The organism is Nonomuraea phyllanthi (assembly GCF_006334985.2).
Taxonomy (GTDB): Bacteria; Actinomycetota; Actinomycetes; order Streptosporangiales; family Streptosporangiaceae; genus Nonomuraea; species Nonomuraea phyllanthi.
Genome location: NZ_VDLX02000005.1, coordinates 163,152 through 188,370, shown reverse-complemented (window position 1 = coordinate 188,370; position 25,219 = coordinate 163,152). Strand labels below are relative to the sequence as shown.

23 protein-coding genes are annotated in these 25,219 nt (G+C 72.5%); 5 read left to right on the top strand and 18 right to left on the bottom strand.

The window, feature by feature from the left end; genetic code table 11:
- Nucleotides 1-25: 25 nt before the first annotated feature.
- The 8 genes from ftsR to FH608_RS15100 form a co-directional block, all read right to left on the bottom strand.
- Nucleotides 26-679, bottom strand: a complete 654-nt coding sequence (gene ftsR, locus FH608_RS15135; RefSeq protein ID WP_226899552.1) for a transcriptional regulator FtsR — start codon at nucleotides 677-679, stop codon at nucleotides 26-28.
- 43 nt (nucleotides 680-722) lie between these two features.
- Nucleotides 723-1,235 (bottom strand): FHA domain-containing protein, encoded by a 513-nt coding sequence (locus FH608_RS15130; protein WP_139631133.1) that lies wholly within the window; start codon nucleotides 1,233-1,235, stop codon nucleotides 723-725.
- A 268-nt stretch (nucleotides 1,236-1,503) separates the two neighbouring features.
- A complete protein-coding gene (locus FH608_RS15125) occupies nucleotides 1,504-4,008 on the bottom strand; it encodes a mannose-1-phosphate guanyltransferase (protein WP_139631132.1) in 2,505 nt (834 codons plus the stop codon).
- 4 nt (nucleotides 4,009-4,012) lie between these two features.
- Nucleotides 4,013-4,594, bottom strand: a complete 582-nt coding sequence (locus tag FH608_RS15120) for a CDP-alcohol phosphatidyltransferase family protein (protein WP_139631131.1) — start codon at nucleotides 4,592-4,594, stop codon at nucleotides 4,013-4,015.
- 66 nt (nucleotides 4,595-4,660) lie between these two features.
- Nucleotides 4,661-5,467 carry a GNAT family N-acetyltransferase gene (locus FH608_RS15115; protein WP_226899618.1) on the bottom strand — a complete coding sequence of 269 codons (807 nt, stop codon included), beginning with the start codon at nucleotides 5,465-5,467 and terminating at the stop codon, nucleotides 4,661-4,663.
- 116 nt (nucleotides 5,468-5,583) lie between these two features.
- Nucleotides 5,584-6,186, bottom strand: coding sequence for a phosphoribosylanthranilate isomerase (locus tag FH608_RS15110; RefSeq protein WP_226899551.1), 603 nt, complete (start codon nucleotides 6,184-6,186; stop codon nucleotides 5,584-5,586).
- Between the two features lie 106 nt (nucleotides 6,187-6,292).
- Nucleotides 6,293-6,967 (bottom strand): response regulator, encoded by a 675-nt coding sequence (locus tag FH608_RS15105; RefSeq protein WP_139631129.1) that lies wholly within the window; start codon nucleotides 6,965-6,967, stop codon nucleotides 6,293-6,295.
- Entirely contained in the window at nucleotides 6,964-8,556 is a 1,593-nt protein-coding gene (locus tag FH608_RS15100; protein ID WP_226899550.1) for a sensor histidine kinase, read from the bottom strand. Before FH608_RS15100 ends, FH608_RS15105 begins: the two co-directional genes overlap by 4 nt.
- A 131-nt stretch (nucleotides 8,557-8,687) precedes the next feature.
- On the opposite strand from FH608_RS15100, the gene FH608_RS15095 reads away from it, so the two are divergent.
- Complete coding sequence (locus tag FH608_RS15095) at nucleotides 8,688-9,278, top strand: class I SAM-dependent methyltransferase (RefSeq protein WP_139631128.1); 591 nt, start codon at nucleotides 8,688-8,690, stop codon at nucleotides 9,276-9,278.
- A 229-nt stretch (nucleotides 9,279-9,507) separates the two neighbouring features.
- Here FH608_RS15095 and FH608_RS15090 read toward each other — a convergent pair whose 3' ends face one another.
- The 5 genes from FH608_RS15090 to FH608_RS15070 form a co-directional block, all read right to left on the bottom strand.
- Nucleotides 9,508-10,287 (bottom strand): enoyl-CoA hydratase/isomerase family protein, encoded by a 780-nt coding sequence (locus FH608_RS15090; protein WP_139631127.1) that lies wholly within the window; start codon nucleotides 10,285-10,287, stop codon nucleotides 9,508-9,510.
- 97 nt (nucleotides 10,288-10,384) lie between these two features.
- Nucleotides 10,385-11,302, bottom strand: a complete 918-nt coding sequence (locus FH608_RS15085) for an alpha/beta hydrolase (RefSeq protein ID WP_139631126.1) — start codon at nucleotides 11,300-11,302, stop codon at nucleotides 10,385-10,387.
- Nucleotides 11,303-11,311: 9 nt separating this feature from the next.
- A complete protein-coding gene (locus tag FH608_RS15080) occupies nucleotides 11,312-11,998 on the bottom strand; it encodes a gamma-glutamyl-gamma-aminobutyrate hydrolase family protein (RefSeq protein WP_139631125.1) in 687 nt (228 codons plus the stop codon).
- 196 nt (nucleotides 11,999-12,194) lie between these two features.
- Nucleotides 12,195-12,494, bottom strand: a complete 300-nt coding sequence (locus FH608_RS15075) for a ubiquitin family protein (RefSeq protein WP_139631124.1) — start codon at nucleotides 12,492-12,494, stop codon at nucleotides 12,195-12,197.
- Nucleotides 12,495-12,497: 3 nt separating this feature from the next.
- The gene (locus tag FH608_RS15070) at nucleotides 12,498-13,577 is read right to left on the bottom strand and encodes a WD40/YVTN/BNR-like repeat-containing protein (protein ID WP_139631123.1); all 1,080 of its coding nucleotides are present in this window, start codon (nucleotides 13,575-13,577) and stop codon (nucleotides 12,498-12,500) included.
- Nucleotides 13,578-13,728: 151 nt separating this feature from the next.
- Here FH608_RS15070 and FH608_RS15065 point away from each other — a divergent pair, with 151 nt between their 5' ends.
- Nucleotides 13,729-14,529: a helix-turn-helix domain-containing protein gene (locus FH608_RS15065; protein ID WP_226899549.1), complete on the top strand. Its 801-nt coding sequence runs from the start codon at nucleotides 13,729-13,731 to the stop codon at nucleotides 14,527-14,529.
- Here FH608_RS15065 and FH608_RS15060 read toward each other — a convergent pair.
- From FH608_RS15060 to FH608_RS15040, 5 genes are all read right to left on the bottom strand, one after another.
- On the bottom strand, nucleotides 14,526-15,977 hold the full coding sequence (locus FH608_RS15060) for a sialidase family protein (RefSeq protein ID WP_193318431.1): 1,452 nt from the start codon (nucleotides 15,975-15,977) through the stop codon (nucleotides 14,526-14,528). The two genes, FH608_RS15065 and FH608_RS15060, sit on opposite strands and share 4 nt — an antisense overlap.
- A 79-nt stretch (nucleotides 15,978-16,056) precedes the next feature.
- The gene (locus FH608_RS15055) at nucleotides 16,057-17,157 is read right to left on the bottom strand and encodes a globin domain-containing protein (protein ID WP_226899548.1); all 1,101 of its coding nucleotides are present in this window, start codon (nucleotides 17,155-17,157) and stop codon (nucleotides 16,057-16,059) included.
- 289 nt (nucleotides 17,158-17,446) lie between these two features.
- Nucleotides 17,447-18,181 carry an FAD-dependent thymidylate synthase gene (gene thyX / locus FH608_RS15050; RefSeq protein WP_139631120.1) on the bottom strand — a complete coding sequence of 245 codons (735 nt, stop codon included), beginning with the start codon at nucleotides 18,179-18,181 and terminating at the stop codon, nucleotides 17,447-17,449.
- 92 nt (nucleotides 18,182-18,273) lie between these two features.
- On the bottom strand, nucleotides 18,274-19,452 hold the full coding sequence (locus FH608_RS15045) for an amidohydrolase family protein (RefSeq protein WP_139631119.1): 1,179 nt from the start codon (nucleotides 19,450-19,452) through the stop codon (nucleotides 18,274-18,276).
- Nucleotides 19,453-19,498: 46 nt separating this feature from the next.
- On the bottom strand, nucleotides 19,499-21,658 hold the full coding sequence (locus tag FH608_RS15040; RefSeq protein WP_139631500.1) for an anthranilate synthase component I: 2,160 nt from the start codon (nucleotides 21,656-21,658) through the stop codon (nucleotides 19,499-19,501).
- 258 nt (nucleotides 21,659-21,916) lie between these two features.
- On the opposite strand from FH608_RS15040, the gene FH608_RS15035 reads away from it, so the two are divergent.
- From FH608_RS15035 to FH608_RS15025, 3 genes are read left to right on the top strand one after another with little or no spacing between them, the layout of a single operon-like run.
- Nucleotides 21,917-23,104, top strand: a complete 1,188-nt coding sequence (locus FH608_RS15035) for a cytochrome P450 (protein WP_139631118.1) — start codon at nucleotides 21,917-21,919, stop codon at nucleotides 23,102-23,104.
- Entirely contained in the window at nucleotides 23,101-23,742 is a 642-nt protein-coding gene (locus tag FH608_RS53820; RefSeq protein WP_139631117.1) for a TetR/AcrR family transcriptional regulator, read from the top strand. Before FH608_RS15035 ends, FH608_RS53820 begins: the two co-directional genes overlap by 4 nt.
- Before the next feature lie 34 nt (nucleotides 23,743-23,776).
- Nucleotides 23,777-25,204, top strand: coding sequence for a glycosyltransferase family 39 protein (locus FH608_RS15025; RefSeq protein ID WP_139631116.1), 1,428 nt, complete (start codon nucleotides 23,777-23,779; stop codon nucleotides 25,202-25,204).
- The last annotated feature ends 15 nt before the right edge of the window (nucleotides 25,205-25,219 follow it).

Sequence of the window (25,219 nt, the reverse complement as noted above, 5' to 3'; positions counted from 1 at the left end):
CTCTGCCTCCCGCCTCGACCCCGTCTCAACGCCCCAGAACGGAACGGATCCCCGACCGCACAAGGGATGCGTGCAGATCGAGCAGAAGCGTGGAAAGCTCCCTCGCCACCTCATCGGCCTCCCCGATGGCGCCGGGGGCCCGCCGTTTGAGTATGGGGGCGACGGTCTGCTCGACCAGGCCGCACTCGCGCTCGGCCGCCGCCTTGACCGCGCGCAGGTGGCGGGCGTGCAGGCCGAAGCGGGCCAGGGCGCCCACGCTGCGGGCCACGTTGAGGGCCTCCTCGTCGTAGCGCCTGGCCACCGGGGCGAGCAGGCCGTAGTCCTCCAGCTCGGTGAGCGTCTCCTCATCGATGCCCGCCGCCTCCAGCAGCTCGGCCCGGCTGAGCCGGACCTCCCGCTTGTCCTGGACGGCGCGCGGGCGGCCGAAGCTCTCCGCCATCCTGTCCTTGATCACCCGTAGCGGCAGGTAGTGGTCGCGCTGCTCGGTCAGGATGAAGCGCAGCTGCTCCACGTGCAGGTGGGTGAACTTGCGGTAGCCGGACGGGCTGCGCTCGGGCTCGATCAGCCCCTCGCCCTCCAGGAAGCGGATCTTGGAGATCGTCACGTCGGGGAACTCGCCCTGCAGCAGCGCGAGCACCTCCCCGATGCTCATGTGCGAGCGCGCAGCCTGAGAGCTCACGCGGCCTCCCGGGCCGCGCCCACGGATCGTCCCCCGCGCTCGCTCATGCGCCGGCGCTGGTCCGCATCAGGAAGAGGAGGCGGAACTTGCCGATCTGCACCTCGTCCCCGGAGTGCAGCGGGACCTCCTCGATGCGCTCCCTGTTGACATAGGTGCCGTTGAGGCTGCCGACGTCGCGCACGGAGAACTGGCCGCCCCGGTGGCGGTAGAACTCCACGTGGCGGCGCGAGACCGTGATGTCGTCGAGGAAGATGTCGCTCTCCGGGTGGCGGCCCGTCGTGGTGAGCTCCTTGTCGAGCCGGAACCGGCTGCCCTGGTTGGGGCCCCTGGTCACCGTGAGCAACGCCGCGCCGGGCGGCAACTGCTCCAGCAGCGCCCGCTCGGCCTGGAGCATGTCGCCTGTCTCAGCCTCGTACGCCTCGATTCCCGCGATGGAGATCGTCGACGTGGTGTCCCCGGCGACCTCGGGTCTGGTCAGCGGTGACCCACAGCGGGAACAGAAACGGGCATCCTGGGGGTTGGCGTGCCCGCACTGCGTGCAGTAGACGCTCGGCATCGATCGGCTCGGCCTCCTACCGCGAAGACGCGGCGACGGTGCTCAAGGGCGCGCCTCGCTTCGCTTTTTCAAGTTTGCGAATGCCGCAACTTACGCTGATCAGCGGCAAAGGTCAAGGCGGGGCACTGACTGCGGGTCGGACGCAGACAAAGTTACCGCCGCCCCCGCCCCGTGGTCCATGCCGCCGCGCGTTTCTACATTACGATCTTGCGGCACGAAATGGGCGCGTCGTGAGCAACACATTTCTCGTCACACTCCGTGCGCGCGGTCAGGTGGCGGCCTGCTCGACGATGCGGGCCCACCGTTCGAGCAGGGCCTGGGCGCCGTCCATGTCGTTCGCCTCGGCCCACAGGTCGGTGACCGGCTCGGTGGCGGCGGGCAGCACCAGCACCCAGCTGCCGTCCTCGCGGGCCACCCGCACGCCGTCGGTGGTGTCGACGCGGTGCCCGTCGGGCTCCGACTCGGCCGCCTCGATGACCGAGCGCATCACGGCCCCCTTGGCGGCCCACGGCGTGGGCACGGCGCGCTTGAGCATCTTCACCTCGGGGATCCTGGCGTCGATCTGGCTGAGCGAGAGCCGGGTGCGGGCCACCAGGCCCAGCAGGCGCATGAACGCGGCCAGCCCGTCGATGGCCGGGCCGAACTCCGGCACGACGAACCCGCCGCGCCCGTCGGCCGCGAAGATCATGTCGGGGCCGGCGGCGGCCGAGGTGAGGGCGTCGAGCGCGGTGGAGGTCCACTGCACCTGCACGCCGTGGAAGCGGCAGACCTGCTCGGCGACCCTGGTCGTGGTGACCGGCAGCGCCACCCGGCCGCCCCTGCGCTCGGCGGCGACGAGGTCGAGCACGACCAGCAGGGCGCGTTCCTCGTCGATGAGCTGGCCCATCTCGTCGACCAGCGCGATGCGCTCCCCCACCGGGTCGAACCGCACCCCGAACGCCGCCCGCGACGAGCTGACCAGCTCCGCCAGGCGCTGCAGGTCGCGGCGGCGCTCGGCCAGCGTCTCGGTGGGCGAGACGTCGTCCAGGCGGGCGTTGACGGTGAGCACCTCGACCCCGACCCGGCCGAGCAGCGTGGGGAGCACCAGCGAGGACGTGCCTCCCGCGCAGTCCACGACGACCTTCATGTCCCGGACGTCGCCCACGTCGATGTGGCGCAGCAGCTCGTGGGTGTAGTCCTCGACGGCCCTGGCCGGGTAGGTGAGCGAGGCGATCTCGCCGGGGAACGCGCGGCGGAACTCCTGGCGGGAGAAGACCCGCTCCAGCTTGCGCTGCGCGGCGGGGGGCAGGTCGGCGCCGCGGCCGTCCATGATCACGATGTCCACGCTCTGCGGGTCGCCTGGCGTGGTGCGCAGCGCGATGCCGCCCGCCGCCGACTCGCGCGCCGTGTGGAAGCGGGTGACGGGCAGCGGGGCGGCCTCCAGGTCGAGCACGTTGATCGCGCCCGCGGTCAGCGCGCCGATGACGGCCCGCTTGAGCGCCCTGGCGGCCAGGGAGCAGTCGCGGGAGGTCACGACGTGCTCGCCCTTCTTGAGGGTGGTGGCGTACGCGCTGGCCAGGCGGACGCACCGCTCGGCGGTGATCTCGACGTTGACCAGGCCGCTGACGCCCCTCGGGCCGAACAGGTTGCGCTGGCCGCGCGACTCCCAGATGACGCTGGTGTTGACCACCGCGCCGGCCTCGATGGTCTTGAACGGGTAGACCCTGACCCCGCTGGAGACGTACGCCTCGGGCTCGATGACGCATTCGTCGCCGATGACGGAGTTCTCCTCGATGCGGGCCCCGGTCATGACGTCGGTGCTCTTACCGATCACGCAGCCGCGCAGATGGGTGCCGGGGCCGAGATAGACGTTGTCGTGGACGACCGCGCGGTGCAGGAAGGCGCCCTCGCGGACGACGGCGTTGTTGCCGAGCACGGTGTATTCGCGCAGTTCGGCGCCCGCCTCGACCTTGGCGTAGTCGCCGATGAGCAGGGGGCCCTTGAGCACGGCGTCGGGGTCGACGGTGGCCGAGCCGGCGACCCAGACGCCCGGGGAGAGCTCGAAGCCGCCGATGTCCAGGCTGACCCGGCCGGACAGGGCGTCGGCCTGGGCCTTGAGGTAGCTCTCGTGGGTGCCGACGTCCTCCCAGTAGCCGTCCGCCACGTAGCCGTAGATGGGGGCACCGCGGTCGAGGAGGGCGGGGAAGACGTCCGAGGACCAGTCGACCGGCTCGCCCGGCGCGACGGCGTCGAGCACCTCGGGCTCCATGACGTAGATGCCGGTGTTGACGGTGTCGGAGAAGACCTGGCCCCAGGTGGGCTTCTCCAGGAATCGTTGTACGCGCCCGCCGTCGTCCACGATGATGATCCCGAACTCGAGCGGGTTGGGGACGCGCTTGAGGCCAATTGTCACAAGCGCCGAATTTTCGCGATGAAATCGGATCATGTCCGATAAATCAATATCGGTCAGGGCGTCGCCGGAGATGACCAGGAATCGATCGTCGCGGAGGCGGTCGGCGGCGTTCTTGACGCTGCCCGCCGTGCCGAGGGGCAGGTCCTCGGTGGCGTACTGCAGGCTCATGCCCAGCTCGTCGCCGTCGCCGAAGTAGTTGCGCACGAGGGCGGCCAGGAACTGGAGCGTGACCACCGTCTCGGTGACGCCGTGCCGTTTGAGCAGGCGCAGCACGTGCTCCATGATCGGGCGGTTGACCACGGGAAGCAGGGGTTTGGGCTGGTTGGCGGTCATGGGACGCAGCCGGGTGCCTTCTCCTCCTGCCATGACGACCGCCTTCACCCGATCACTCCTTTTTGGCCGAGGTTACGAGTTGGAGCACCTGTACCACATACAACACCGCTGCCCACCAGTACAGGCCCGTTCCCCAAAGGGCGAACGCCCACCCGACAATTCGGGCTATATCGGCATACCATCCCGTGTGGGAGGCAAGGAAGAGGAGAGGGAAAGCGTACATGAGGTTGAACATGGCGGCCTTGCCCAGGAAATGCACCTGAAGTGCCTTATAGCCATGTTTGCGAAGTACGGGGATGAAACAGGCGACGAAGAGCTCGCGTCCCAGGATGACCACGACCAGCCACCACGGGATGACCTCGCGGAGCAGCAGGCCGGCGATGGTGGCGAAGACGTACAGCTTGTCGGCCGCCGGATCGATGATCCGGCCGAGGTTGCTGGTCTGGTTGAACGCCCGGGCGATCTTCCCGTCGAGCCAGTCGGTGAACCCGGCCACCGCGAGGATCCCGATGGCCCACGCGTCCGCCTTCGGCCCGAGAACCAGCCAGAGGAAGACAGGGACGCCCAGGAGGCGCAGGAAGCTCAGGAGGTTGGGAACCGTCCAGATCCGGTCCTCGGCGGAAGTTTCGCTCACGCAGCAGACCCTACTGCGTAGAACTCGAACGCAGCGGCCCGCTCCCGCCCCGGCTGACGCGGGCGCTCAGGCGCGCAGGAAGGCGTGGGTACGGCCCAGCTCGGCGAAGCCGAGGCCGGCGTAGAAGTCCTTCGGCCAGTCGGCCGCGCCGGCCACCAGGAAGATCAGCTCGGCCTCCGCCGCCCGGCCGAGGAGCGCGCTCATGAGAGCACGCGCGTACCCCTTCCCCCGGTACGCCTCTCCGGTGAAGACGCTCTCGATCTGGGCGACGTTTTCGTGCACGTACAGGTCGGCCCTGGCGGCGATCTCGCCGTCCGGCGCGCGTACGCCCCAGAAGCTCACCGCGTCGGCGCCGCGCAGCCGGGCCTCCACGCGCCTGGCCAGCCCGTCGACCACCTCGTCCGGTGCCTGGGGCAGCGTCGCGCGCCAGTCGCGGCGCACCACCGGCAGCAGCTCCGCCATCGTGAGCCGCTCGGCCGCGGGCGGTGCGGCCGGGGTCTCCCCGCGGAAGGCCATGATCAGGTTGGTCTCGTGCTCGTAGCCGGCCGCGGCGAACGCGGGCGCGAACGCCGCGCCCAGCCGGTCGTCGTCCACGCACACCAGCCGATGCGCGCGCCGCCCGAGCACCTCGTCGGCGGCCCGCACCACCCTCTCCGCCGCGGCGCCGGGCGGCTCGGTGGCGGCGGTGCGCACGATCACCTTGTTGTCGTCGTGGGAGCCGGGAAAGCGGTCGTCCAGCACCGCGAACCCGCCCGGCACCGCCACCACGCCGGGTGCCCTGCGCCGGGCGAAGTCGTGCTGGAACCGCACCGCCCGCGCCAGATCCACCGCCGGATCCGCCTCCTCCGATCCCGGCACGGCGCCTTCAGCCATCACGCCGCCACCCTCGGCCTCGGAACCACAGGATCCGCCTTCCTCCCGGCATCGCCCGTCACGCCACCACCGCCCGCACCGGACCCGGCCACGCGGCATTCCGCCCCTGCACGGGATCAGCCGTCGGTCCGCACCGCCCGCAGGAACGCGCGGATGAGGCCCGAGTCCTTCACCCCGGGCGAGAGCTCCACGCCGCTGGACACGTCGACCCCCCACGGGTCGGCGGCCGCGATCGCCTCCGTCACGTTGGCGGGCGTGAGGCCCCCGGCCAGCAGCCAGTGGCCGGACGGGCGGCCGCGGACGGCCGCCCAGTCCCACGGCTCGCCCGAGCCGGCGTGCGGCGCGTCCACGAGGAGCAGGTCCTCGTCGTAGGCCCCGCACCGCAGGTCGGCCTCCGCGTCCACGGCCCTGATCAGCCGGAGGCCGAGGTCCTTGAGCGCGGTGAAGTCGCCGTGCGGGTGCCTGCCGTGCAACTGGATGGCCCGCACCCCGGACGCCAGCGCCGCCGCCCGGACGGTGTCAGGGTCCTCGCCGCGGAACACCCCGACGGTCAGCACGTGGTCGGGCACCAGCGCGGCCAGCTCGGCGGCCCGCTCGTGGGTGATCCGGCGCGGGCTCCGGGTCATGACGAACCCGATCGCGTCCGCGCCCGCCTCGACGGCGGTGGCCACGTGCTCGGGCTCGCTCAACCCGCAGATCTTGACATACACCACACCCATGACCCTAGTGGCGGCGGGAGACTTCCGGTGACCGTGCCCGGACGGCGCGCCGCCGCCGGCGCCCACGACCCGGGGACCGCCCGGTTCTCGCCGACAGGGGCGCGCATCAGGGGCGGGGGCGGGGTACGGGGCGGAAGGAGGCGTCCACGAGGCCCGTGCGGTGGGCCACGACCGCGGCCTGGATGCGGTTGCGCAGGCCCAGCTTCTCCATGGCCGCCGCGATGTGGGTCTTGACCGTCGTCACCCCCACATGCAGCTCCTCGGCGATCTCCGCGTTGGACAGCCCGGTGCCGACCAGCGCCAGCACCTCCACCTCCCGCTCGGTCAGCCCGGCGGGCGGGGGCGCGGCGGACTGCTCCTCGGCCGACAGGAACCGCTCCACGACCCGGCGCAGCACCGACGGCGCGAGCAGCTGCTCCCCCGCGGCGGCCCGCCGTACGGCGTCGACCATGCGCTCCGGCTCGTCGTCCTTGACGAGGAACCCGACCGCGCCGGCCCGCAGCGCGGCGTAGACGTTGGCGTCCTCGGCGAACGTCGTCAGCACCACGATCCGGGCGCCCGGCCGGGCGGCGAGCACCCGTTTGATCGCCTCCAGCCCGTCCACCCGGGGCATGCGCAGGTCCATGAGGATCACGTCGGGCAGGTGCTGCTCGGCCAGGCGCACCGCGCCGGCGCCGTCCTCGGCCTCGCCCACGACCTCCATGTCGCCCGCGGCCTGCAGCAGCATCCGCACGCCCGCCCGTACGAGCGCCTGGTCGTCGGCCACCAGCACCCGGATCACGCGGCGCTCCTCGACGGGAGGCTGGCGGCGAGGAGCCAGCCGCCCTCGCCGTCGGGACCGGCGGTGAGGCTGCCGCCGAGGGTGCGCACGCGTTCGCGCATGCCGGCCAGGCCGCGCCCGGACGAGGGCAGGCGTTCGACGGCGGTGGGCGGGCGGCCGTTGCGGATCTCCACCGACAGCCCGTCCTCGGCGGGGGCGACGGTGACGCGGACCCGGGTGCCGGGGCCTGCGTGCTTGAGCACGTTGGTGAGTCCTTCCTGGACGATGCGGGCGGCGGAGGCCCTGGCGATGAGCGGGGCCTGGTCGGTGGCGGGGTCGAGGTCGAGGTCCACGAGGAGGCCGGCGGCGGCCATGCGCTCGGCGGACTCGCGGACCACGTCGGAGGGGTCGGCCAGCAGCTCGGGCCGGCGTTCCGGGTCGCGCAGCAGGTCGAGCAGCTCGCGCAGGTCCTGCAGCACCTGGTGCCCGGTCTCGCGGATGTCGGCGAGCGCGTCGGCGACGGGGCCGTCGGGGGCGGCGTAGCGGGCGGCGCCGGCGCGCAGCACCATCGCCCCGACGTGGTGGGCCACGATGTCGTGCACCTCGCGGGCGATGCGCTCGCGTTCGGCGAGCTGGTCGGCGCGCACCTGGGTGACGGCCGCGCGGGCGGCCTCCTCGGCGCGCCGCCGCTCGGCCGCCGCCGCGGCCTGCCGCATGCCGAGGTAGCGGCCGATCGCGATCGGGGTGGCCACCAGCGTCATGAGGATCCCGGTCCTGAACGGGGTGACCACGGTGTCGGGCCCGACCACGGCGACCGCGGTCAGCAGGCAGCCCGTCAGGTACGCGACGATCGTCCAGGCCCAGGAGCTCACCCGCATAGCGAACACGCCGATCGAGACGAGGGTGAGGATCACGCAGGTGTTGACGGCCTCGTTCAGGTACGTGTCGGCGGAGACGAGCAGGACGCCCTGCGCCAGGAAGACCACCCCGGGCAGCCGCCGGGCGATCCCCAGCGACAGGCCGCCGACCACGGCCAGCAGCCCGACCACCCAGACCGGCTGGGTGCCCGTGTGCCAGCTGGTCCAGGTGCTCAGCACGGTGATCGCCACCCCGCCGGCGGCCAGCAGCGCGTCGGGGGTGACGTCCCGCTCCTCCAGCCGCCCCGCCGAGCCCCGCAGGTACGCCCCGAGCAGGGCGGGGAAGATCGGCAGGAACACCGAGTACACCCAGCTGTTCGTGGTGAACGCGATGCCGGGGTCGGCCATGTTGACCGCGGTCGCCACGACCGTGACGCCCACCGCCAGCGCGACGGACCGCCAGCCGCTGCGGTATCCCGCCACCCCGAGAGCCACGCAGGCGAGGATCTGCGCCGTGTTGGAGGTGAACGACCCGAGCTGGTCGGTCACGATGAGGAGCCCGGCCAGGTAGATCGTGACCGGCACCGGCCGGCGCCTGACGAACCCCATGGGCAGGCCGGCCAGCAGCGCCATCACGATGTTCATGTCGGCGGGCAGGTACTCGGTGCCGCCCGCGTGCGCCGTGGTCAGCAGGTCCAGCCCCACGCCGGAGACGGCGAGCAGGACATCCAGCGGCAAACCACGCCAACGCATGCCCCACACCGTATCCGTCCGCGTCGTGCGGCCCGGTCCTCCACTTGGAGGACCCGCCTCCTCCAAGTGGCCGCGAGATCCGCCCCGGCGGGGGAGCAGCCGGGCATGATCACTGGCTTACGTTCGGAGGCATGTCCAACGACACCGCTCTGTTCCTCGGCCAGTTCCTGCGCGCGCCCGCCACGGTCGGCGCGGTCGCGCCCAGCTCCCGGCGGCTCGCCTCGGCCGTGTGCGCCCCCGTCCCCGAGCGCGGCGAGCCGATCGTGGTGGAGCTCGGCCCCGGCACCGGGCCGTTCACCGCGGAGATCCAGCAGCGGCTGGGCGGGCGCGGCCACCACCTGGCGGTGGAGGTCAACGAGCCGCTGGCGCGGCTGCTGGCCGGGCGGTTCCCGGCGGTGGACGTGGTGCACGCCGACGCCGCGCGGCTCGGGGAACTGCTCGCCGGGCGCGGGTTGCGGCAGGCGGACGTGGTGGTGAGCGGGCTGCCGTGGGCGGCCTTCCCGCGGGCGGCGCAGCGCTCCCTGCTGGACGCGGTGACGTCGGCGATGAGCCCGGGGGCGGCGTTCACGACGTTCTCCTACATTCACGCCATCCCGCTCAGCTCGGCCCGGCGTTTCCGCGCGCTGCTGGCCGAGCGGTTCGAGGAGGTGGTGCCGGGGCGTACGGTGTGGCGCAACGCTCCCCCGGCCTTCGTCTTCCACGCCCGCAGGCCCCGGGCTTGAGGCTTATGCCTCCGGGCCCCGTTGCTTGAGGTCTTCCACGCCCGCGGGCCTCGGGCTTAAAGTAAGGGGAGGCGGCCGTGGTGCGTGCAGGCCGGGGTGAGCCTCTGCCTCGTCCCCGGAGCAACGTTCTCGGCCTCGGTGAACAGGCCCTCGACATCCGCGCGACCCAGGCCGCCCCCCGTCCAACCCCCGCTACCCGCCGCGGGGGAAAGCACACCCGCGTGCCTGGTCAGCCGAACGACGGCGGCCGCTTCTCGCGCAGCGCGCGCACACCCTCGGCCACGTCGGGGCCCGTGAAGCCGAGGAACTCCATGGCCAGGGAGGCGTCGAAGGTGGGCCCGGCCAGGCGCAGCCAGTTGTTGAGCGAATATTTGCTCAACCTGATGGCCTCCTGGGCGCCGGAGGCGAGCCTGACCGCGATCTCCATGGCCTTGTCGTGCACCTGGTCGTCGTCCACGCACAGGCTGACGAGGCCCATCCGCTCGGCCTGCTCGCCCGTGACCGGCTCGCACAGCAGCAGGTGGTATTTCGCCTTGGCCAGCCCGCACAGCAGCGGCCACACGATCGCCGCGTGGTCGCCCGCCGCGACGCCGAGCCTGGTGTGACCGTCGATGATCCGCGCGGTGCGGCCCGCCACGGAGATGTCGGCCAGCAGCGCCACGGCCAGCCCGGCGCCGACCGCCGGGCCCTCGATGGCCGAGACGATCGGCTTGGAGCAGTTGATCACGTTGTAGACGAGGTCGCGGGCCTCGGCGAACACGCGCAGCCTGGTGGCGTGGTCGCGGGTCATCTCCTCGATCATGGACAGGTCGCCGCCGGCGGAGAACGCCCGGCCCTCGCCCCTGACGACGACGGCCCTGACGGTGTCGTCGCGGTCGGCGTCGCGCCAGATCTCGCTGAGCTCGCGGTGGGCGGTGGCGTCCACGGCGTTGAGCCGGCCGGGCTCGCTGATCGTGACCCGCAGCACGCCCTCGGCCGGGGTGTCGGTCTTGAGCTTGGTGTACGTCACCGCGCCCCCTCCCCCGTCACGAGCTTGGTGCCCGTCGCCGCTGCCCCCTTGCCCGTCGCCGCTGCCCGCTCGCCCGTCGCCGGCGTCCTCTCGCCCGTCACAGGAACTCCCGCAGGCGCTCGGCGACGTAGTCGCGGGCCTCGGTGGCCTGGTCGAAGAGGCCGGGCAGCCCGAAGAAGCCGTGGATCATGCCGTCGAACCTGCGTGCCTCGGCGGCCACGCCCGCCCCGGCCAGGCGCTCGGCGTAGCGCTCGCCCTCGTCTCGCAGCACGTCGCATTCGGCCGTCACCACGGTCGCGGGCGGCAGGCCCGCGACGTCGGGCAGCCGCAGCGGCGACAGCAGCGGGTCGGCCGGATCCGCACCCTCCGCGTATGTCGTGGCGCACCACGCCATTTCGGCGGCCCGCAACCCGTGGCCCTTGGCGTACTCGCGGTAGCTCGGCGTGTCCATGGCCAGGTCGAGCGCCGGGCAGATCAGCACCTGGTGCCGCAGCGCCAGCCCGGCGTCGCGGGCCCGCCAGGCGGCGACGGCGGCGAGGTTGCCGCCGGCGCTCTCGCCGACGACCGCGACGCCGCCGTTGCACTGGTAGAAGGCGGGCCGGGCGAACAGGTCGCGCACGACGGTCCAGGCGTCGTCGGCGGCGGCCGGGAACGGGTGCTCGGGGGCGAGGCGGTAGTCGACGGACACCACGACCGCGCGGGTGCGGATGGCCAGGTCGCGGCAGAGCGCGTCGCTGCGCTTGACACTGCCGTAGACCCACCCGCCGCCGTGGAAGAAGACCGCGACGGGCAGCGCGCCGTCGCCGGGGTCGGCGCGGTAGATCCTGATGGGCACGCCCTCGGCCTGCTCGTCACGGACGAAGGGCAGCTTGGTCAGCGGGCCGCGCTGGATCGCCAGGGGGTCGGGCGCCGCGCGCCGCTCCCTGATCTCGTCCGGGCCGATCGAGTCGAGGTCGGCCTCCGCGTCCGGCGCGTAGCGGGCGAGATAGGCCCGCGCCTGGGGATGCAGCGGCATGATCGCAGCCTAGCGGGCCGCCTCGATGAACGCATCGAAGAGCCGTTTGTCCCCGTCGCGCTCGGGGTGCCACTGCACGCCCACGCCGAACCGGTGCCCCTGCAGCTCGATCCCCTCGACGATCTGGTCCTCGGCCCAGGCCACGGCCAGCAGGCCGCTGCCGAGGCGGCGTACGGACTGGTGGTGGGGCGCGCTGACCTCCACCCGCTCGCCCACGGCCTTGCCGAGCTTGCTGGAGACGCTGACCTGGATGGTGTGGCTCGCGCCCGGCTCGCCGTGGCGGTCGTTGTCGAGCACCTGGGGCAGCCAGGGGATCAGCGTGCCGCCCTGGGCGACGTTGAGCACGTGCATGCCCCTGGCGATGGCCAGGATCGGCAGGTCGGCCTGGATGGCCGCCCTGGCGAGGGCCAGCTCGAACCGGTCGCGGTGGTGCTGCGGCTCGGGCGCCCGCTCGTCGGGCTCGCCGCCGTAGGTGTCGGCGCCGACCTCCACGCCTCCGGCCAGGACCACGCCCTGGAGGCCGTGGACGTAGTCGTCGATGGCGGGGGTGCCGATCGGTGGCAGGACCACGGGCGCGCCCCCGGCCCGCCCGACCGCCGCGGCGTAGGAGGGGGGCGACAGCACGGCCTCGCGTACGTAGTCGCTCCAGCGGGCGGCCTCGAAGTAGGCGGTGATACCGATCAGCGGTCGGGACATTCGATCTCCAGGGGGCATGGTGGAGTCCGTGCCGCCATCAGCCTGTCAAGGTGACGGCCACATGCCCCATCATGGCGCAGACTCTTTCCGATATGTCACCTCTCCCAAAGATCTACCACTTCTGTCCCACAGGCATCGCCGCCGTCCCGGCGAAGGCCCGGACACCACGGCGGCGCGGCTCGCCGTGGTGAAAGGCTCAGGCCAGCGCGGGCGTGACGTAGATCTCGGCGCCCGGCGGCAGGGCGCAGTCGAGCCCGCCGAGCCCGTGGGCGTTCTCGCCGCACACGATCATGCTGATGTGCCGGCGGATGCGGCCGTACTCGTCGCGCAGCCGCTCCTCCAGCAGGGGGTGCGTGCGCCGCAGCATGTCGAGCGCGGAGCCCAGGGTGGGCGGCGAGTCGCGGTCGGAGGCGACGGCGAAGACCTTGACCTCCGCGCGCCCGCTCACCCACCGCCGCAGCATGCCGGGCAGCACGAAGACCACCATGGTCACCATCGGCTACAGCACCGCCGCCCGCACGGTGAGCACGTCGGGCAGGTGCCGGGCGACCAGCGACCAGCTCTCGCCGTCGTCGCGCGAGCAGTAGACCTCGCCGTCGCGCGTGCCGAAGAACAGCCCCGCCTCCGACGCGGTCATCGCGTCGCGCAGCACGCTGCCGTGCACCGGCCCCTCGGGCAGCCCCGAGCCGAACGGCTGCCACGTCTGCCCGGCGTCGTCGCTGCGGAAGACGCGGTAGCGGTGGTCGACCGGCGTGCGGTCCATGTCGGCGGTCAGCGGCAGCACGAAGATCGTGCCGGACCTCGACGGGTGCGCCGCGATGGGGAAACCGAAGTCGGACGGCAGCGCCGAGCCGATGTCGTGCCAGCTGCCGCCGAAGTCGTCGCTGCGGTAGACGCCGAAGTGGTGCTGGAGGTAGAGCCGCTCGGGCCGGGACGGGTCCATCGTGACCTTGTGCACGCACTGCCCGAACTCCGGATATTGCTGGCCTTCGGGGAAGAACGGGGCCCGGATGTCGCGGTTGGCGGCCTCCCACGACAGGCCGCCGTCGGTGGTGCGGTAGAAGCCGGCCGCCGACACCGCGATGCCCATGACCTGGGGGTCGGTCGGGTGCGGGACGATCGTGTGCAGGCACAGGCCGCCGCCGCCCGGCTGCCACTGCGGCCGGTGCGGGTGCTCCCAGAGCCCCTCGACGAGCCGGAAGGTGACGCCGCCGTCCTCCGAGCGGAACAGCGCGGCCGGCTCGACCCCGGCCCACACCACGCCGGGCTCGGACGGTGAGGGCGCGAGCTGCCAGACCTTGGCCAGGGTCGCCTCGGTCTTCTCCGGGAAGGCGATGGGCGGCTGCTCCGCCTCGCCCCAGGTCGTGCCGAGGTCGTCGGAGTGCATGACCGACGGGCCGAAGTGCCCGTATTCGATGCCGGCGAGGAGGCGGGGGGTGGCGCCGCGGGTGTCGATCGCCACCGAGTGCACCGCGACGGTGGAGAACTGGATCGGCTCGATCTCGAACGGCCCGCCGCCGCTCGATCTGGCCAGGAACAGGCCTTTTCTGGTGCCTATCGCGAGGACTGCGTCACTCATGGCATCGCTCCTTGTCGTTTGCGGCCTCCGCGTGCGGCCATCGTGCCACGCGGCACCGACAGGTTCTGAGCACTGGGAGTTTTCCTCCCACGAGGTCGCATTACCTGACAGGTAATCGAGACGCTTCCCTCTCCGCGATAGCGTGCCGGGCATGGGAGCCGTGGCCGTACACCATGAGGAGTCCTTCGGCGGGTTGCTGCGTTCGTGGCGGCAGCGCCGGCGGGTGAGCCAGCTCGACCTGGCCATCGAGGCCGACGTCTCGGCCCGCCACATCAGTTTTCTGGAGACGGGTCGCGCCCGGCCGAGCCGCGAGATGGTGATGAAGCTGGCCGAGGAGCTGGAGGTGCCGCTGCGGCACCGCAACAGGCTGCTGGTCTCGGCCGGGTTCGCGCCGGTCTATCCCGAACGGGAGGTGCGCGCGCCGGAGATGGGCATCGTACGGCAGGCGCTGGACAAGATCCTCGCCGGCCACGAGCCGTACCCGGCGGTCGTGGTGGACGCGGCGTGGAACCTGGTGGCGGCCAACTCGGCAGCGGGGATGTTCATGGAGGGGGTGCCGGCCGAGCTGCTGAAGGAGCCGGTCAACGTGATGCGGCTGTCGCTGCACCCGGAGGCGATGGGCGGCCGGCTGCTGAACCTGCCCGAGGTCCGGGCCCACCTGCTGCACCAGCTGCGCCGGCAGGCCGAGTCGTCCGGCGACGGGCGGCTGGCGGAGCTGCACGACGAGCTGGCCTCGTACACGTACGAGGGCGTGGACCTGAACGTGGCGCACGTGCCGGGGCCGGCGGACATCCTGCTGCCGCTGCGGATCGCGGCGGGTGACCGGGTGCTGTCGATGTTCACCACGATCGCGACGTTCGGCACGCCGGTGGACGTGACGGTCTCGGAGCTGGCCATCGAGACGTTCTGGCCCAACGACGAGGAGACGGCCGCCGCCTTCCAGCAGCGCTAGCGGACGGTGGCGGGCAGGGTGGGGGACGGCTCGCCGGGCGCCACGGGGGCCTCGATCGAGAGGGGGGCGGGGCCGCCGCCGGTGATGTCCAGCCCGCCCGTGACGGTGTAGGTGCGCATGGAGTACGCCCCGCCCGACGGCGGCCCGGCGGCCGTGAAGGCCACGAAGGCGTTGCCCCCGGGGAGCACCGAGGTCGAGAGGTAGTCGCCCGCCATGCGGCCCTGCGCGCTGTTGGCCAGCCAGCCGAGCTCCATCGGCCCGTGCAGCTCCACGGGCGGCGACCAGGTCGCCCCGCCGTTGGCGGAGGAGGTGTAGCCGACCGTGAGACGGCAGGTGGCGGCCGTGCAGGCGGCGGCCGGGTAGCGGTAGTAGGTGACGGCGAGCCGCGCGGTGTCGCCGGAGCTCGCCGGGTCGACGCCGAGGCCGGGGATGACGTGGTCGCCGCCGTCCTGCGTGACACGCGTGACGTGGCCCCACTCCTCGCCGGTGGCCGAGGCGCTCATGACGATGTCGTTGCCGCCGCAGGCGAGCTGGAAGCGGCAGTCGTGCCAGGCGACGTACACGGTGCCGGCCGCGTCCGTCTCGGCCGAGGGCAGCGGCGTGGCGCGCAGCCCGCCGGCGACGGTGTGCCGCCGCACGGTCGCGACGAGTTCGCTCGCGCCCCAGCTCTCGCCGCCGTCGCGGGAGCGTAAGGAGCGGATCTGCCCCTCCCTGCTCAGGTACGGCACCACGACGGCGCCGTCGGGCCGGACGACCGGCTGCCCGCCCAGGCCGGTCCCGGACGTGGCGGACGCCTCCCAGGTCAGGCCCCCGTCGGTGGAGCGCGACACGGTGACGGCGTGGCCCGCGGCGGCGTCGTCGAACACGGTGTAGCAGCGCCCGTGGTAGGGGCTGCGCGGGGTGTTGTCGCAGGCGATCCAGCTCTTGTCGAGGTCGCCCTCGCCCGCGACGGCGGTCGTGACCGGTTCGTCCCAGGTCAGGCCGCCGTCGGTGGAGCGGCTGGTGAGCACCGCCGCCCCGGTGACCCCGCGGGTGTCGGTGAGCGCCAGCGAGGAGATCAGCCAGACGCCGTGCCGGGCGTCGAAGGCCACCGACGGGTCGCTGACCCGCTGGTACGGCCCGCCTCCGAACGCCGTGATCCCGGGCAGGACGCCCCTGGTCCACGTGGCGCCGTCGTCGGCGGAGGCGGCGAAGGCGATGCCGGACGCCCCGCCGTCGAAGAACCGGCCCGCCTGCTGCGCGGCCACGATGGTGGTGCCGGCGTGGAAGGTGTCGGGCCCGGCCTGGGTGCCGTGCTGGCTGGTGGCGTTGGCGTACGAGTCGGTGCCGAGCTCCGTCAGCGGGACGGCCGATGAGGCCAGGGCGGCGGCGGGGGTGAGGAGGAGCGTCACGGTCAGCAGCCCGCCGGCCATCCGGCGGCCGGTGAGGGATGGCACGGGGGATGGCACAGTCCACCTCCACGTTGGCGTGTCCACCTCCCACCTCGCACCCTCCGGCCGCCGCTGTCAAGATCTGCGGACCGGGCGGTCAGGGTTCGGTGTGGACGACGTCGCGGTGGATGCGCGCCAGGGGCACGCCGTCGGCCTGGAGGCGGCGGACCGTCTCGTTGACCATGCCGGTGGGGCCGCACACGTACACGTCGTGCTCGGCCCAGGAGTGGAAGCGCTGCGTGACCTCGGGCAGGTGGCCGCGCATCCCGTCGTACGAGGGCTCGTCCGACACGACGGGCAGCACCCGCAGCCAGGGGAACGACGACTCCATCCTGATCAGGTCGGGCAGGTCGTACAGCTCGCCGGCCGTACGCGCGCCGTACAGGAGGTGGATGTTGGGCCGTCGGCCGGAGGCGATGACGTGCTCGATGATCGCCTTCAGCGGCGCCAGCCCGGTGCCGCCCGCCACGCACAGCAGGTCGCGCGTGCTGTCGTCGTCCGGCCCCATCGTGCCCATCGGCGGCCCCAGCATGACCGTGTCGCCGATGCGGGTGTGCCGGATGAGCGTGGTGGACACCCAGCCGCCCGGGACCGATCGGACGTGCAGCTTGATCGTGTTGTCGGGGCGCGGGGCGTTGGCGATGGAGAAGGTGCGCCAGACGCGGGGCCAGCGCGCGGTCTGCAGGTTGATGTACTGGCCCGGCGCGTACGGCAGCGGCTGCGCGGGCCGCAGCGTGATGACCGCGATGTCGCGGTGGCGCGGCTCGTGGTCGACCACCTCGGCCGGCCACCAGGCGGGCGAGACCCCGGCGTCGGCGCGGGCCGCCTCGATCATGACGGTGGCGGCCGCGTTGTACGCCGCGACCCAGGCCGCCTCGATCTCCTCGGTCCAGATGTCGGCGGCGAAGCGCCGGACGGTGGCGAGCAGGGCGTTGCCGACGGCGGTGTAGTGCTCGGCGATCACGCCGTACTTGCGGTGGTCGCGGCCCAGCTGGCCCAGGTACGCGGCGAAGCTGTCGGGGCTGTCCAGGCTCCACACGACCCGGGTCAGCGCGCTGAACAGCCGGTCGCGCTGGACGTTCATGGCCGGCGGGAACATGCCGCGCAGCTGCGGGCTCTCGGCGAACAGGCGACCGTAGAAGTAGGCCGTGGCCTTGCCGGCCACCGGCTCGATGACGGAGAAACTCTCTTTGACCAAGCGCGGGTTCAACGACATTTACCAACCCCACCCTAGGGACCGGAAACGAATTCCGGTCGTGTCGTTCACCTCCTTGACGGCTCCGGGTCGTGAGCGCCCGGCTCCCTCCCCGGCACGCCGATGCGCTCGAAATCGAGTGTTACACCACCGATGAGGCGCCACAACCGTTTCCCCCCAAACGGCACGAAGCTGACTTTAAGTAATGGCGCTGTCATGGTGCGCGGCTGATTTCGGTCGATAAATGCGAATAACAATCGCTTTTTCTGGTGACGCGCCGCCGAGCCGACCGTCAGGGGCAGACGCGCCCGTTGGCCTCGAACGCCGCGTGCGTCAGCGGCATGAGCTCCGCCCAGATCGCCTCCATCTTCTCGGCGACCATCTCGATCTCGCGCTGCGGGAACGACGGGAAGGCCGAGTCGTCACGCCGCACCCGCAGCGACAGGAAGTTCATCAGGGCGCGGGCGTTGCACGTGGCGTACATCGAGGAGTAGAGGCCCACCGGCAGCACGGTGCGGGCCACCTCGCGCGCCACCCCGGCCTCCAGCATCTCCAGGTAGGCGCGGTAGGACTGCCGGCAGCTCTCCCGGGTCGCCTCGGCCACCAGCTTGTGCTGCTCGGCCGTGCCGTCCGTGAACACGTACTTGCCGGGCCTGCCCTCCTGCACCAGCTTGCGGTCGGGCCCCGGCACGTAGAAGACCGGCGTCAGCCGGCGGTAGCGACCCGACTCCTCGTTGTAGGAGAACGTCCGGTGCCGCATGAACTCGCGGAAGACGAAGATCGGCGCGCTGACGTAGAAAGTCATGGAGGAGTGCTCGAACGGCGTGCCGTGCCTGTCGCGCATCAGGAAGTTGATCAGGCCGCGGGAGCGCGCGGGATCGGCCTCGATCTCGGCCAGGGAGCTCTCGCCCTTCGTGGAGACCCGCGCGGCCCACAGCACGTCGGCGTCCGACGCGGCGGCCTTGACCAGCTCCACGTCCACGTCGCTGCGAAACTTGACGTCGGTCTCGGGTTCGGCCGCGGCCATGAGGGCCCTCCGCTCGGGTTCGGTGGTGTGACGGCCCCCAGCAAACCAGGTGGGGACCGCGCGGCACGACCCGGCCCCCCTGTCCGCGCAGTTCACAGGCGGTAGACGCGGCGGGCGTTGCCCGAGCCGATCATGTGGGCCACCCGCGCCGCGTCGGCGGGGCTCCACTCCCCCGCCGCCAGCCGCGCGCCCAGCGCCGCGCCGAGCGCCTGCCGGTAGTGCAGCGCGCCCAGGTAGCCGGTCTCGGCCACGCCGTGGCAGGCGGAGCCGTACAGCAGCTTGTGGAACGGCGCCAGCTCCAGCAGCTCCGCCATGACCCGGGCCGAGGCGGCGGCGGCGTGCGGCGGGGCGAGGCCGGCGTCGACGTAGACGTGCGGGTGGAGGGAGGCGAGGTAGGCGGCCTGCCGGTGGTAGGGGTAGCAGTGCAGCAGCACGATCGGCACGCCGAGCGGCTGCACCAGCCCGGCGAACTCGTTCAGCCGGCCCGGGTCGGCGCGGTGCAGGTCGACCCACGGGAGGGAGGTCTCCCCCGGCGCGGCCGGCCGGAAGCCGGCGTGGAGCTGCAGCGGCAGCCCCCGCTCCCTGGCCGCGTCGACCGCGCTCCACAGCAGGTGGCGCAGCAGCACCTCGTCGGTCAGCGGCCGTTTCGGGTCCGACAGCCGCCGGTTGGCCGCCGCGATCACCGATCCCCTGCTCGGCCTGGCCGGGTCGAAGTCGAGCCCGCACAGCGCCCCGGCGACGCTCTTGAACGCGACCGCCTTGGCGGCCCTGGCGGCCAGCGCGTCGCCGAGGCCGTCGAGATAGTCGACGGCCAGCGGGGCGCTCTCGGCCACGGCCCGCTCGATCCGCTCGACCCGGACGAGCTCGTCGGCGGCGGCGCCGCCGTGGCGGCCCATCTCGGTGGCGGTCAGCAGGTCGGCGTCGCCCACGCCGTCGGCGCCACCGTCCACCAGGAACGCCACCACCCCGGCCCCGGCCAGCAGCCGCCGGTTGACCTCGGCGGCCCCCAGCTCCTCGCGGCGGGAGACGTAGACGGCCGGCGGCGCGTGCGGCTCCAGGTCGAGCACCGGCGCGCACCACCGGCGCACGGCCATGCCGAACGCGGTGTCGAAGTGGGTGGTGCCGGGCGGCGCCGGGCTGCCGCCCTCGTTGACGAGCAGCTCGAACGCGGCCCTGCTCAGGTCGTCGCGGCGCACCCCGTGGCAGTGGTGGTCGACGAGCGGGGCCAGCAGCGCGTCACGCACCGTGCCGGGCAGGTCTACGGGGAGCATGCGGGAGACTCTAGGGGAGCCCCGCACGCCCCCGCGCCGGTTTTACCTAGCCCTGCCGTGCCCCGGCCCGCGCCGGCTCCCTGCGGCACAGGCGAAGGACGTTCGCGATGATCTTCGCGCCCGCGCCGCCCTCCTGCGTGAGGATGGACTCGGGGTGGAACTGCACGGCGAAGCGCCGCCGCTCGACGTCCTCGATGGCCATGACGTTGCCGTCGGGGGTGAGGGCGGTCGCGGTGAAGCCGACGACGCCCGCCCGCTTGGCGTGCAGCGAGTGGTAGCGGGCCGCGGTGAACTCGTCGGGCAGCCCCTCCAGCAGCGCGCTGCCGGGCACCACCCGGGAGACCTGACCGCGCTTGCCGTGCTCGGGGTAGTCGAGCAGCTCCAGCGAGCCGCCGGCCTGCTCCACCATGGCCTGCAGGCCCAGGCAGACGCCGAACACCGGCAGGTCGCGGGCGTACAGCTCGTCGAGCAGCGCCGCCATGCCGAAGTCGGACGGCCAGCCGGGGCCGGGCGAGAGCACGACCAGGTCGGGCGCGATGTCGTCGATCATGTGGACGGGGAAGCCGTGGCGCAGCGTCACCACGTCGGCGCCTTCCTGGCGGAAGTAGTCGGCCAGCGTGTTGACGAAGGAGTCCTCGTGGTCGACGAGCAGCACCTTCATGCCCCGGCCCGGCTGCGGCCTGAGCTCGGTGGCCGGCACGGGGTCGGACTTGTTGACCGCGGCCAGGGCGCCGAGCAGGGCGCTGGCTTTCAGCTCGGTCTCGCGCTCCTCCGACTCGGGGTCGGAGTCGAACAGCAGCGTGGCGCCGGCCCGCACGCTGGCCACGCCGTCCCTGATCTGCGCGGTACGCAGGGTCAGGCCGGTGTTCATGGAGCCGTCGAAGCCGATGAAGCCGATGGCGCCGCCGTACCAGCGGCGGGTGGTGGCCTCGTGGTCCTCGATGAACTGCATGGCCCACGTCTTGGGCGCGCCGGTGACGGTGACGGCCCACATGTGGGTGAGGAAGGCGTCGAGCGCGTCGAACTCGGGGCGCAGCCGCCCCTCGATGTGGTCGACCGTGTGGATCAGGCGGGAGTAGATCTCGATCTGGCGGCGGCCGATGACCTTGACCGTGCCGGGGACGCAGATGCGCGACTTGTCGTTGCGGTCGACGTCGGTGCACATGGTCAGCTCCGACTCCTCCTTGACGCTGGACAGGAGGGTGCGGATGGCCTCGGCGTCCTCGACCGGGTTGCTGCCGCGGGCGATGGTGCCGGAGATGGGGCAGGTCTCGACGCGGTCGCCGCTGACCCGGACGTACATCTCGGGCGAGGCGCCGACCAGGTGCTCGCCCTCGCCGAGGCTGATGATGAACTCGTACGGCGCCGGGTTGCTGTGGCGCAGGCGGCGGTAGAAGGCGGGCGGGTCGGCGCAGACGGAGTGGAAGACCTGGCCGGGCACGACCTCGAACAGGTCGCCGCGCTTGAACTTCTCCTTCGCGGCGGCGACGATCTTGGCGTATTCGCCCTTCACGGGGTCGGCGGGCGGCTCGGCGGGGGTGACGGGGTCGGCGGTGGCGCCGGTGCGCTCCAGGCCGCGGGTGGTGGCGCCGTCGACGGTGAACTCGTAGCGGAGCTCGACGCTGGTCTCGCGCTGGCGGTCGATCACGACGAGCCGGTCGGGCAGGTGCAGCACGAGGTCGCGCTGGTCGTCGGGGCGGGCCAGCTCCTGCCTGATGGGCTCGAACTGGAAGGCCAGGTCGTAGCCGAACGCGCCGTAGAGGCCGAGGTGCGCGTCGTCGCCCTTGAAGGCGGCGATGACCTCGCGGATCGCGGTGAAGACCGTGGGCCGGCGGCTGCGCATCTCCTCCGGCAGCAGGTCGGCCGACTCGGGGACGTGCACCTCGACGCGGTCGGGCGTGGGCTCGGCGACCGGCTTGCCCGCGGCCAGCAGGCAGGAGGCGACGGCGGGCAGCACCACGCGGCCGCGGGCGTTGAGCGCGGTCGCCGAGATGGTGCGGCCCTTGGCGACCAGCTCCACGCACGGGTCGACGTAGCCGAAGGCCCATCGGCTGTAACGGCCCGGGTAGTCCATGCCCGAGGAGAACGCGCCGCCGCGCCGGTGCGCGAGCGCCGTCACGATCTCCTCCAGCGCGGCCTCGTCCACGTCGCGGACCTCGCGCTCGACGCCGATGCCCCCGGCGGTGGTATATCCGCTCGTCTCCACTTCCTGCCCCTTCACCACGTCAAATGATCGAGCCCCGGGGGCGGACACGAGAAAGGCCGCCATCCGGGGCGGCCGTCCGTTGAGGAATGCGAAACACGCGCCGCCTAGGAGCGGCGCCACCACTGGAGCTGGGCGAGATTTCGCATGGGGAACAGGTTATCCGGCAGACCATGATCGCGCAACGCGACGTGCCGCCCGCCGGGGTCGCCAAGTTTCAATACAGAGCTGTACTGTATTCATATCGAGAGGAGATCCGAGATGTCCGAGACCGAGGCGCTCACCTTCCCCACGGGGCGGCCGACGCCGTTCGACCCGCCCGACGCCCTGGCCGAGCTGCGCGAGAGCCGTCCCCTGGCCCGCCTGGACTACCCCGACGGCCACCGGGGCTGGCTGGCCACCAGCCACGCCCTGGTGCGCGAGGTGCTGGCCGACCGCCGCTTCAGCGCCCGCTCCGAGCTGCGCCACATCCCCATCGAGAGCGGTGGCGCGGGGCAGCCGTCGCCTCCCGGGATGTTCATCGGGATGGACCCGCCCGAGCACACCCGCTACCGCCACCTGCTCACCGGCGAGTTCACCGTGCGCAGGATGCGGCGGCTCTCCGAGCGGATCGAGGAGATCACCGAGGAGCGGCTCGACCTCATGGAGCGGCAGGGCCCGCCGGCCGACCTGGTGGAGGCGTTCACGGCCCCGGTCCCGGCGGTCGTGATCTGCGAGCTGCTCGGCGTGGCCGAGGAGGACCGGGCCGGCTTCATGTCCCAGGGCACCCGGCTCACGCGCCAGGACCTGTCACAGGAGGAGAAGATCTCCACGTTCCTGGCGCTGCAGGCGCACATGCGCGAGCTGATCGTGGCCAAGCGGGCCCGGCCGGCCGACGACATGCTGAGCGGCCTGGCCCAGAGCGACCTGACCGACGAGGAGCTGGCCAACATCGGCTTCATGCTGCTGGGGGCCGGGCTCGACACGACGGCCAACATGCTGGCCCTGGGCACGTTCGCGCTGCTGCGCCACCCCGGCCAGCTCGCCCTGCTGCGCGACGATCCCGGGCGGGTGGACCAGGTGGTGGAGGAGCTGATGCGCTACCTCGGCGTCATCCCCTTCCTGGTCCGTACGGCGCTGGAGGACGTCGAGCTGGGCGGCGAACTGGTCGCCAAGGGCGAGACGGTCACCGTCTCCCTCCAGGCCGCCAACCGCGACCCGAGCCGCTTCCCCGACCCCGACACGCTCGACGTGCTGCGCGACACCGCCGGGCACGTGGGCTTCGGGCACGGCGTGCACCAGTGCCTCGGCCAGCAGCTGGCCAGGGTGGAGATGCGGGCCGGCTTCCCGGCGCTGTTCCGGCGCTTCCCGTCGCTGCGCCTGGCGGCCGCGCCTGACGAGGTGCCGCTCCGCACCGACATGCTCATCTACGGCGTGCACAGCCTCCCGGTCACCTGGGACACCACGTGACCGGCGAGGCGACGAACGACACGACCACCGGCCCGCGCACCGGCCGGGGCGCCGCCGGCCGCCCCGCGCGGCCGGCGGGCCGGCCGCGCAGCCGGGAGGCCGACACCGCGATCCTGGCCGCCGCGCTCGACCTGCTCATCGAGCACGGCGCCGCCCAGACCAGCATCGAGCAGGTCGCCCGGCGCGCCGGGGTGACGCGGGCGACGGTCTACCGCCGCTACGCCGGCAAGACCGAGCTGCTGGTCCAGGCCCTGGAGTGGGCCAACCACGACCACGACCCGGGCTTCACCGGCTGGCGCGACCTCGACCACATGCTCGGCGAGTGGGCCGAGCACCTGTCGGAGCCGCGCAACCGCGTCCTGCTGCGCCGCCTCTACGGCAGCGTCGACGACTACCCCGAGCTGGTCGCGACCTACCGGCAGGTCAACGGCGGGCGCCGGGCGGGGTTCGTGCGCGAGATCCTGGCCCGCACGCGTGACGAGGGCGGCCTCCCGCCGGACACCGACCTCGACGTGGTGCAGGAGCTGCTGGCGGCCGCGGTGCTCGGCCACCTCGGCGGCCATCCCGACGACGAGGACGCCGGGCAGATCAAGGCGTACCTCTTTGCGATCATGAAACAGCTGGGTCATCGGTCGTGACAAGTCCGCGTAAAGTGATCTAGCTTTGGTGCCCATGGAACGGCCCCTGGCGTGGCGGTCCGTCACGTCCATCGCGGTCCTGTTGTTCGGGGTGCTGCTGGCGCTGAGCCCCGGCTACGGCTATCACCGTGACGAGCTGTACTTCCGCGTGCTGTCCGAGCACCCCGCCTGGGGGTACGTCGACCAGCCGCCACTGACGCCGATGCTGGCCAGGGCCGGCATCGCGCTGTTCGGCGACACGCTCACCGGGATCAGGGTGTTCCCCGCCCTGAGCATCGCGATCCTGGTCGTGCTCATGGCGCTGGTCGCGCGGGAGCTGGACGGCGGCCCGGCGGCGCAGTTCATGGTCGCTCTGGGCACGGCGACGGGCGCGTACGCGCTGATGGCCGGCCACTCCATGCTGACGCTCAGCTTCGACCTGCCGCTGTGGGCGGCGACCATCCTGCTCATGCTGAAGGCGCTGCTGCGCGAGCAGCCGCGCTGGTGGCTGGCGGCCGGCGCGATGATCGGGCTGGCCACCTACAACAAGCACCTCATCGCGATGCTGGTGATCGGCCTCGCGGTGGGGCTGCTGGCCGCGGGCCCGCGGCGGCTGCTGGCGAGCCCGTGGCTGTGGGCGGGCGCGCTGGTAGCGGTGGTGATCGCGTTGCCGAACCTGCTGTACCAGATCACCAACGGCTGGCCGCAGCTGACGATGGCGGCGGCGCTCAGCGAGGACAAGGGCGCCGAGATGCGGGTGCTGTTCGTGCCGATGCAGCTGGTCCTGTTCGGGCCGGTGGTGTCGATCATGGCGGCGTTCGGGTTCGTGCGGATGTGGCGGGACCGGCGGGTGCGGGCGCTGGCCATCGCCTACCCGGTCGCGGCGGCGCTGACGCTGATCAGCGGCGGGCGTTTCGACTACACGGGCGGGCTGATCCTCATGCTGTTCGCCGCGGGCTGCGTGAGCGTGGAGGCGGCCGGGCGCTCGTGGCGGACCGCGCTGGTGCTCAACGGGCTGGGCTCGGCGCTGATCGCGTTACCCCTCATCCCCGCGTCCGTGCTGGGCGCGACCCCGGTGCCGGCGATCAACGAGGTGTCGGGCGAGTCGGTCGGCTGGCCCGAGTTCGTCGCGGCGGTCGACGGCGTCCTCCGGACGCTCCCGCCCGATGAGCGGGCGCGGGCGGTGGTCATGACCGGCAACTACGGCGAGTACGGCGCGCTGGCCCAGGCGGGGGTGCCGCGCGTCTACTCGGGGCACAACCAGCTCTGGGAGTACGGCCCTCCGCCCGAGAGCGGCACCACGGCGGTCCTGGTGAACATCGGCCCCGGCGGCCGGGCGCTGTTCGCCTCGTGCGAGCGCAAGGCCATGGTCGACAACGGCGTGGATCTCGACAACGAGGAACAGGGCATGCCGGTCTATCTCTGTCAGGGACTTGAACGCCCATGGTCCACTATTTGGCCCATGTGGCGACATTTCAGCTGACCAGATTACATTTCT

What these genes read in the sequence shown, in the direction of transcription:
- FH608_RS15130 (WP_139631133.1), bottom strand. Translation starts at nt 1,235, where the DNA reads ATGCCGAGCGTCTACTGCACGCAGTGCGGGCACGCCAACCCCCAGGAT.
- FH608_RS15115 (WP_226899618.1), bottom strand. Translation starts at nt 5,467, where the DNA reads ATGGCTGAAGGCGCCGTGCCGGGATCGGAGGAGGCGGATCCGGCGGTG.
- FH608_RS15110 (WP_226899551.1), bottom strand. Translation starts at nt 6,186, where the DNA reads ATGGGTGTGGTGTATGTCAAGATCTGCGGGTTGAGCGAGCCCGAGCAC.
- FH608_RS15100 (WP_226899550.1), bottom strand. Translation starts at nt 8,556, where the DNA reads ATGCGTTGGCGTGGTTTGCCGCTGGATGTCCTGCTCGCCGTCTCCGGC.
- FH608_RS15095 (WP_139631128.1), top strand. Translation starts at nt 8,688, where the DNA reads ATGTCCAACGACACCGCTCTGTTCCTCGGCCAGTTCCTGCGCGCGCCC.
- FH608_RS15085 (WP_139631126.1), bottom strand. Translation starts at nt 11,302, where the DNA reads ATGCCGCTGCATCCCCAGGCGCGGGCCTATCTCGCCCGCTACGCGCCG.
- FH608_RS15080 (WP_139631125.1), bottom strand. Translation starts at nt 11,998, where the DNA reads ATGTCCCGACCGCTGATCGGTATCACCGCCTACTTCGAGGCCGCCCGC.
- FH608_RS15075 (WP_139631124.1), bottom strand. Translation starts at nt 12,494, where the DNA reads ATGGTGACCATGGTGGTCTTCGTGCTGCCCGGCATGCTGCGGCGGTGG.
- FH608_RS15070 (WP_139631123.1), bottom strand. Translation starts at nt 13,577, where the DNA reads ATGAGTGACGCAGTCCTCGCGATAGGCACCAGAAAAGGCCTGTTCCTG.
- FH608_RS15065 (WP_226899549.1), top strand. Translation starts at nt 13,729, where the DNA reads ATGGGAGCCGTGGCCGTACACCATGAGGAGTCCTTCGGCGGGTTGCTG.
- thyX (WP_139631120.1), bottom strand. Translation starts at nt 18,181, where the DNA reads ATGGCCGCGGCCGAACCCGAGACCGACGTCAAGTTTCGCAGCGACGTG.
- FH608_RS15045 (WP_139631119.1), bottom strand. Translation starts at nt 19,452, where the DNA reads ATGCTCCCCGTAGACCTGCCCGGCACGGTGCGTGACGCGCTGCTGGCC.
- FH608_RS15035 (WP_139631118.1), top strand. Translation starts at nt 21,917, where the DNA reads ATGTCCGAGACCGAGGCGCTCACCTTCCCCACGGGGCGGCCGACGCCG.
- FH608_RS15025 (WP_139631116.1), top strand. Translation starts at nt 23,777, where the DNA reads ATGGAACGGCCCCTGGCGTGGCGGTCCGTCACGTCCATCGCGGTCCTG.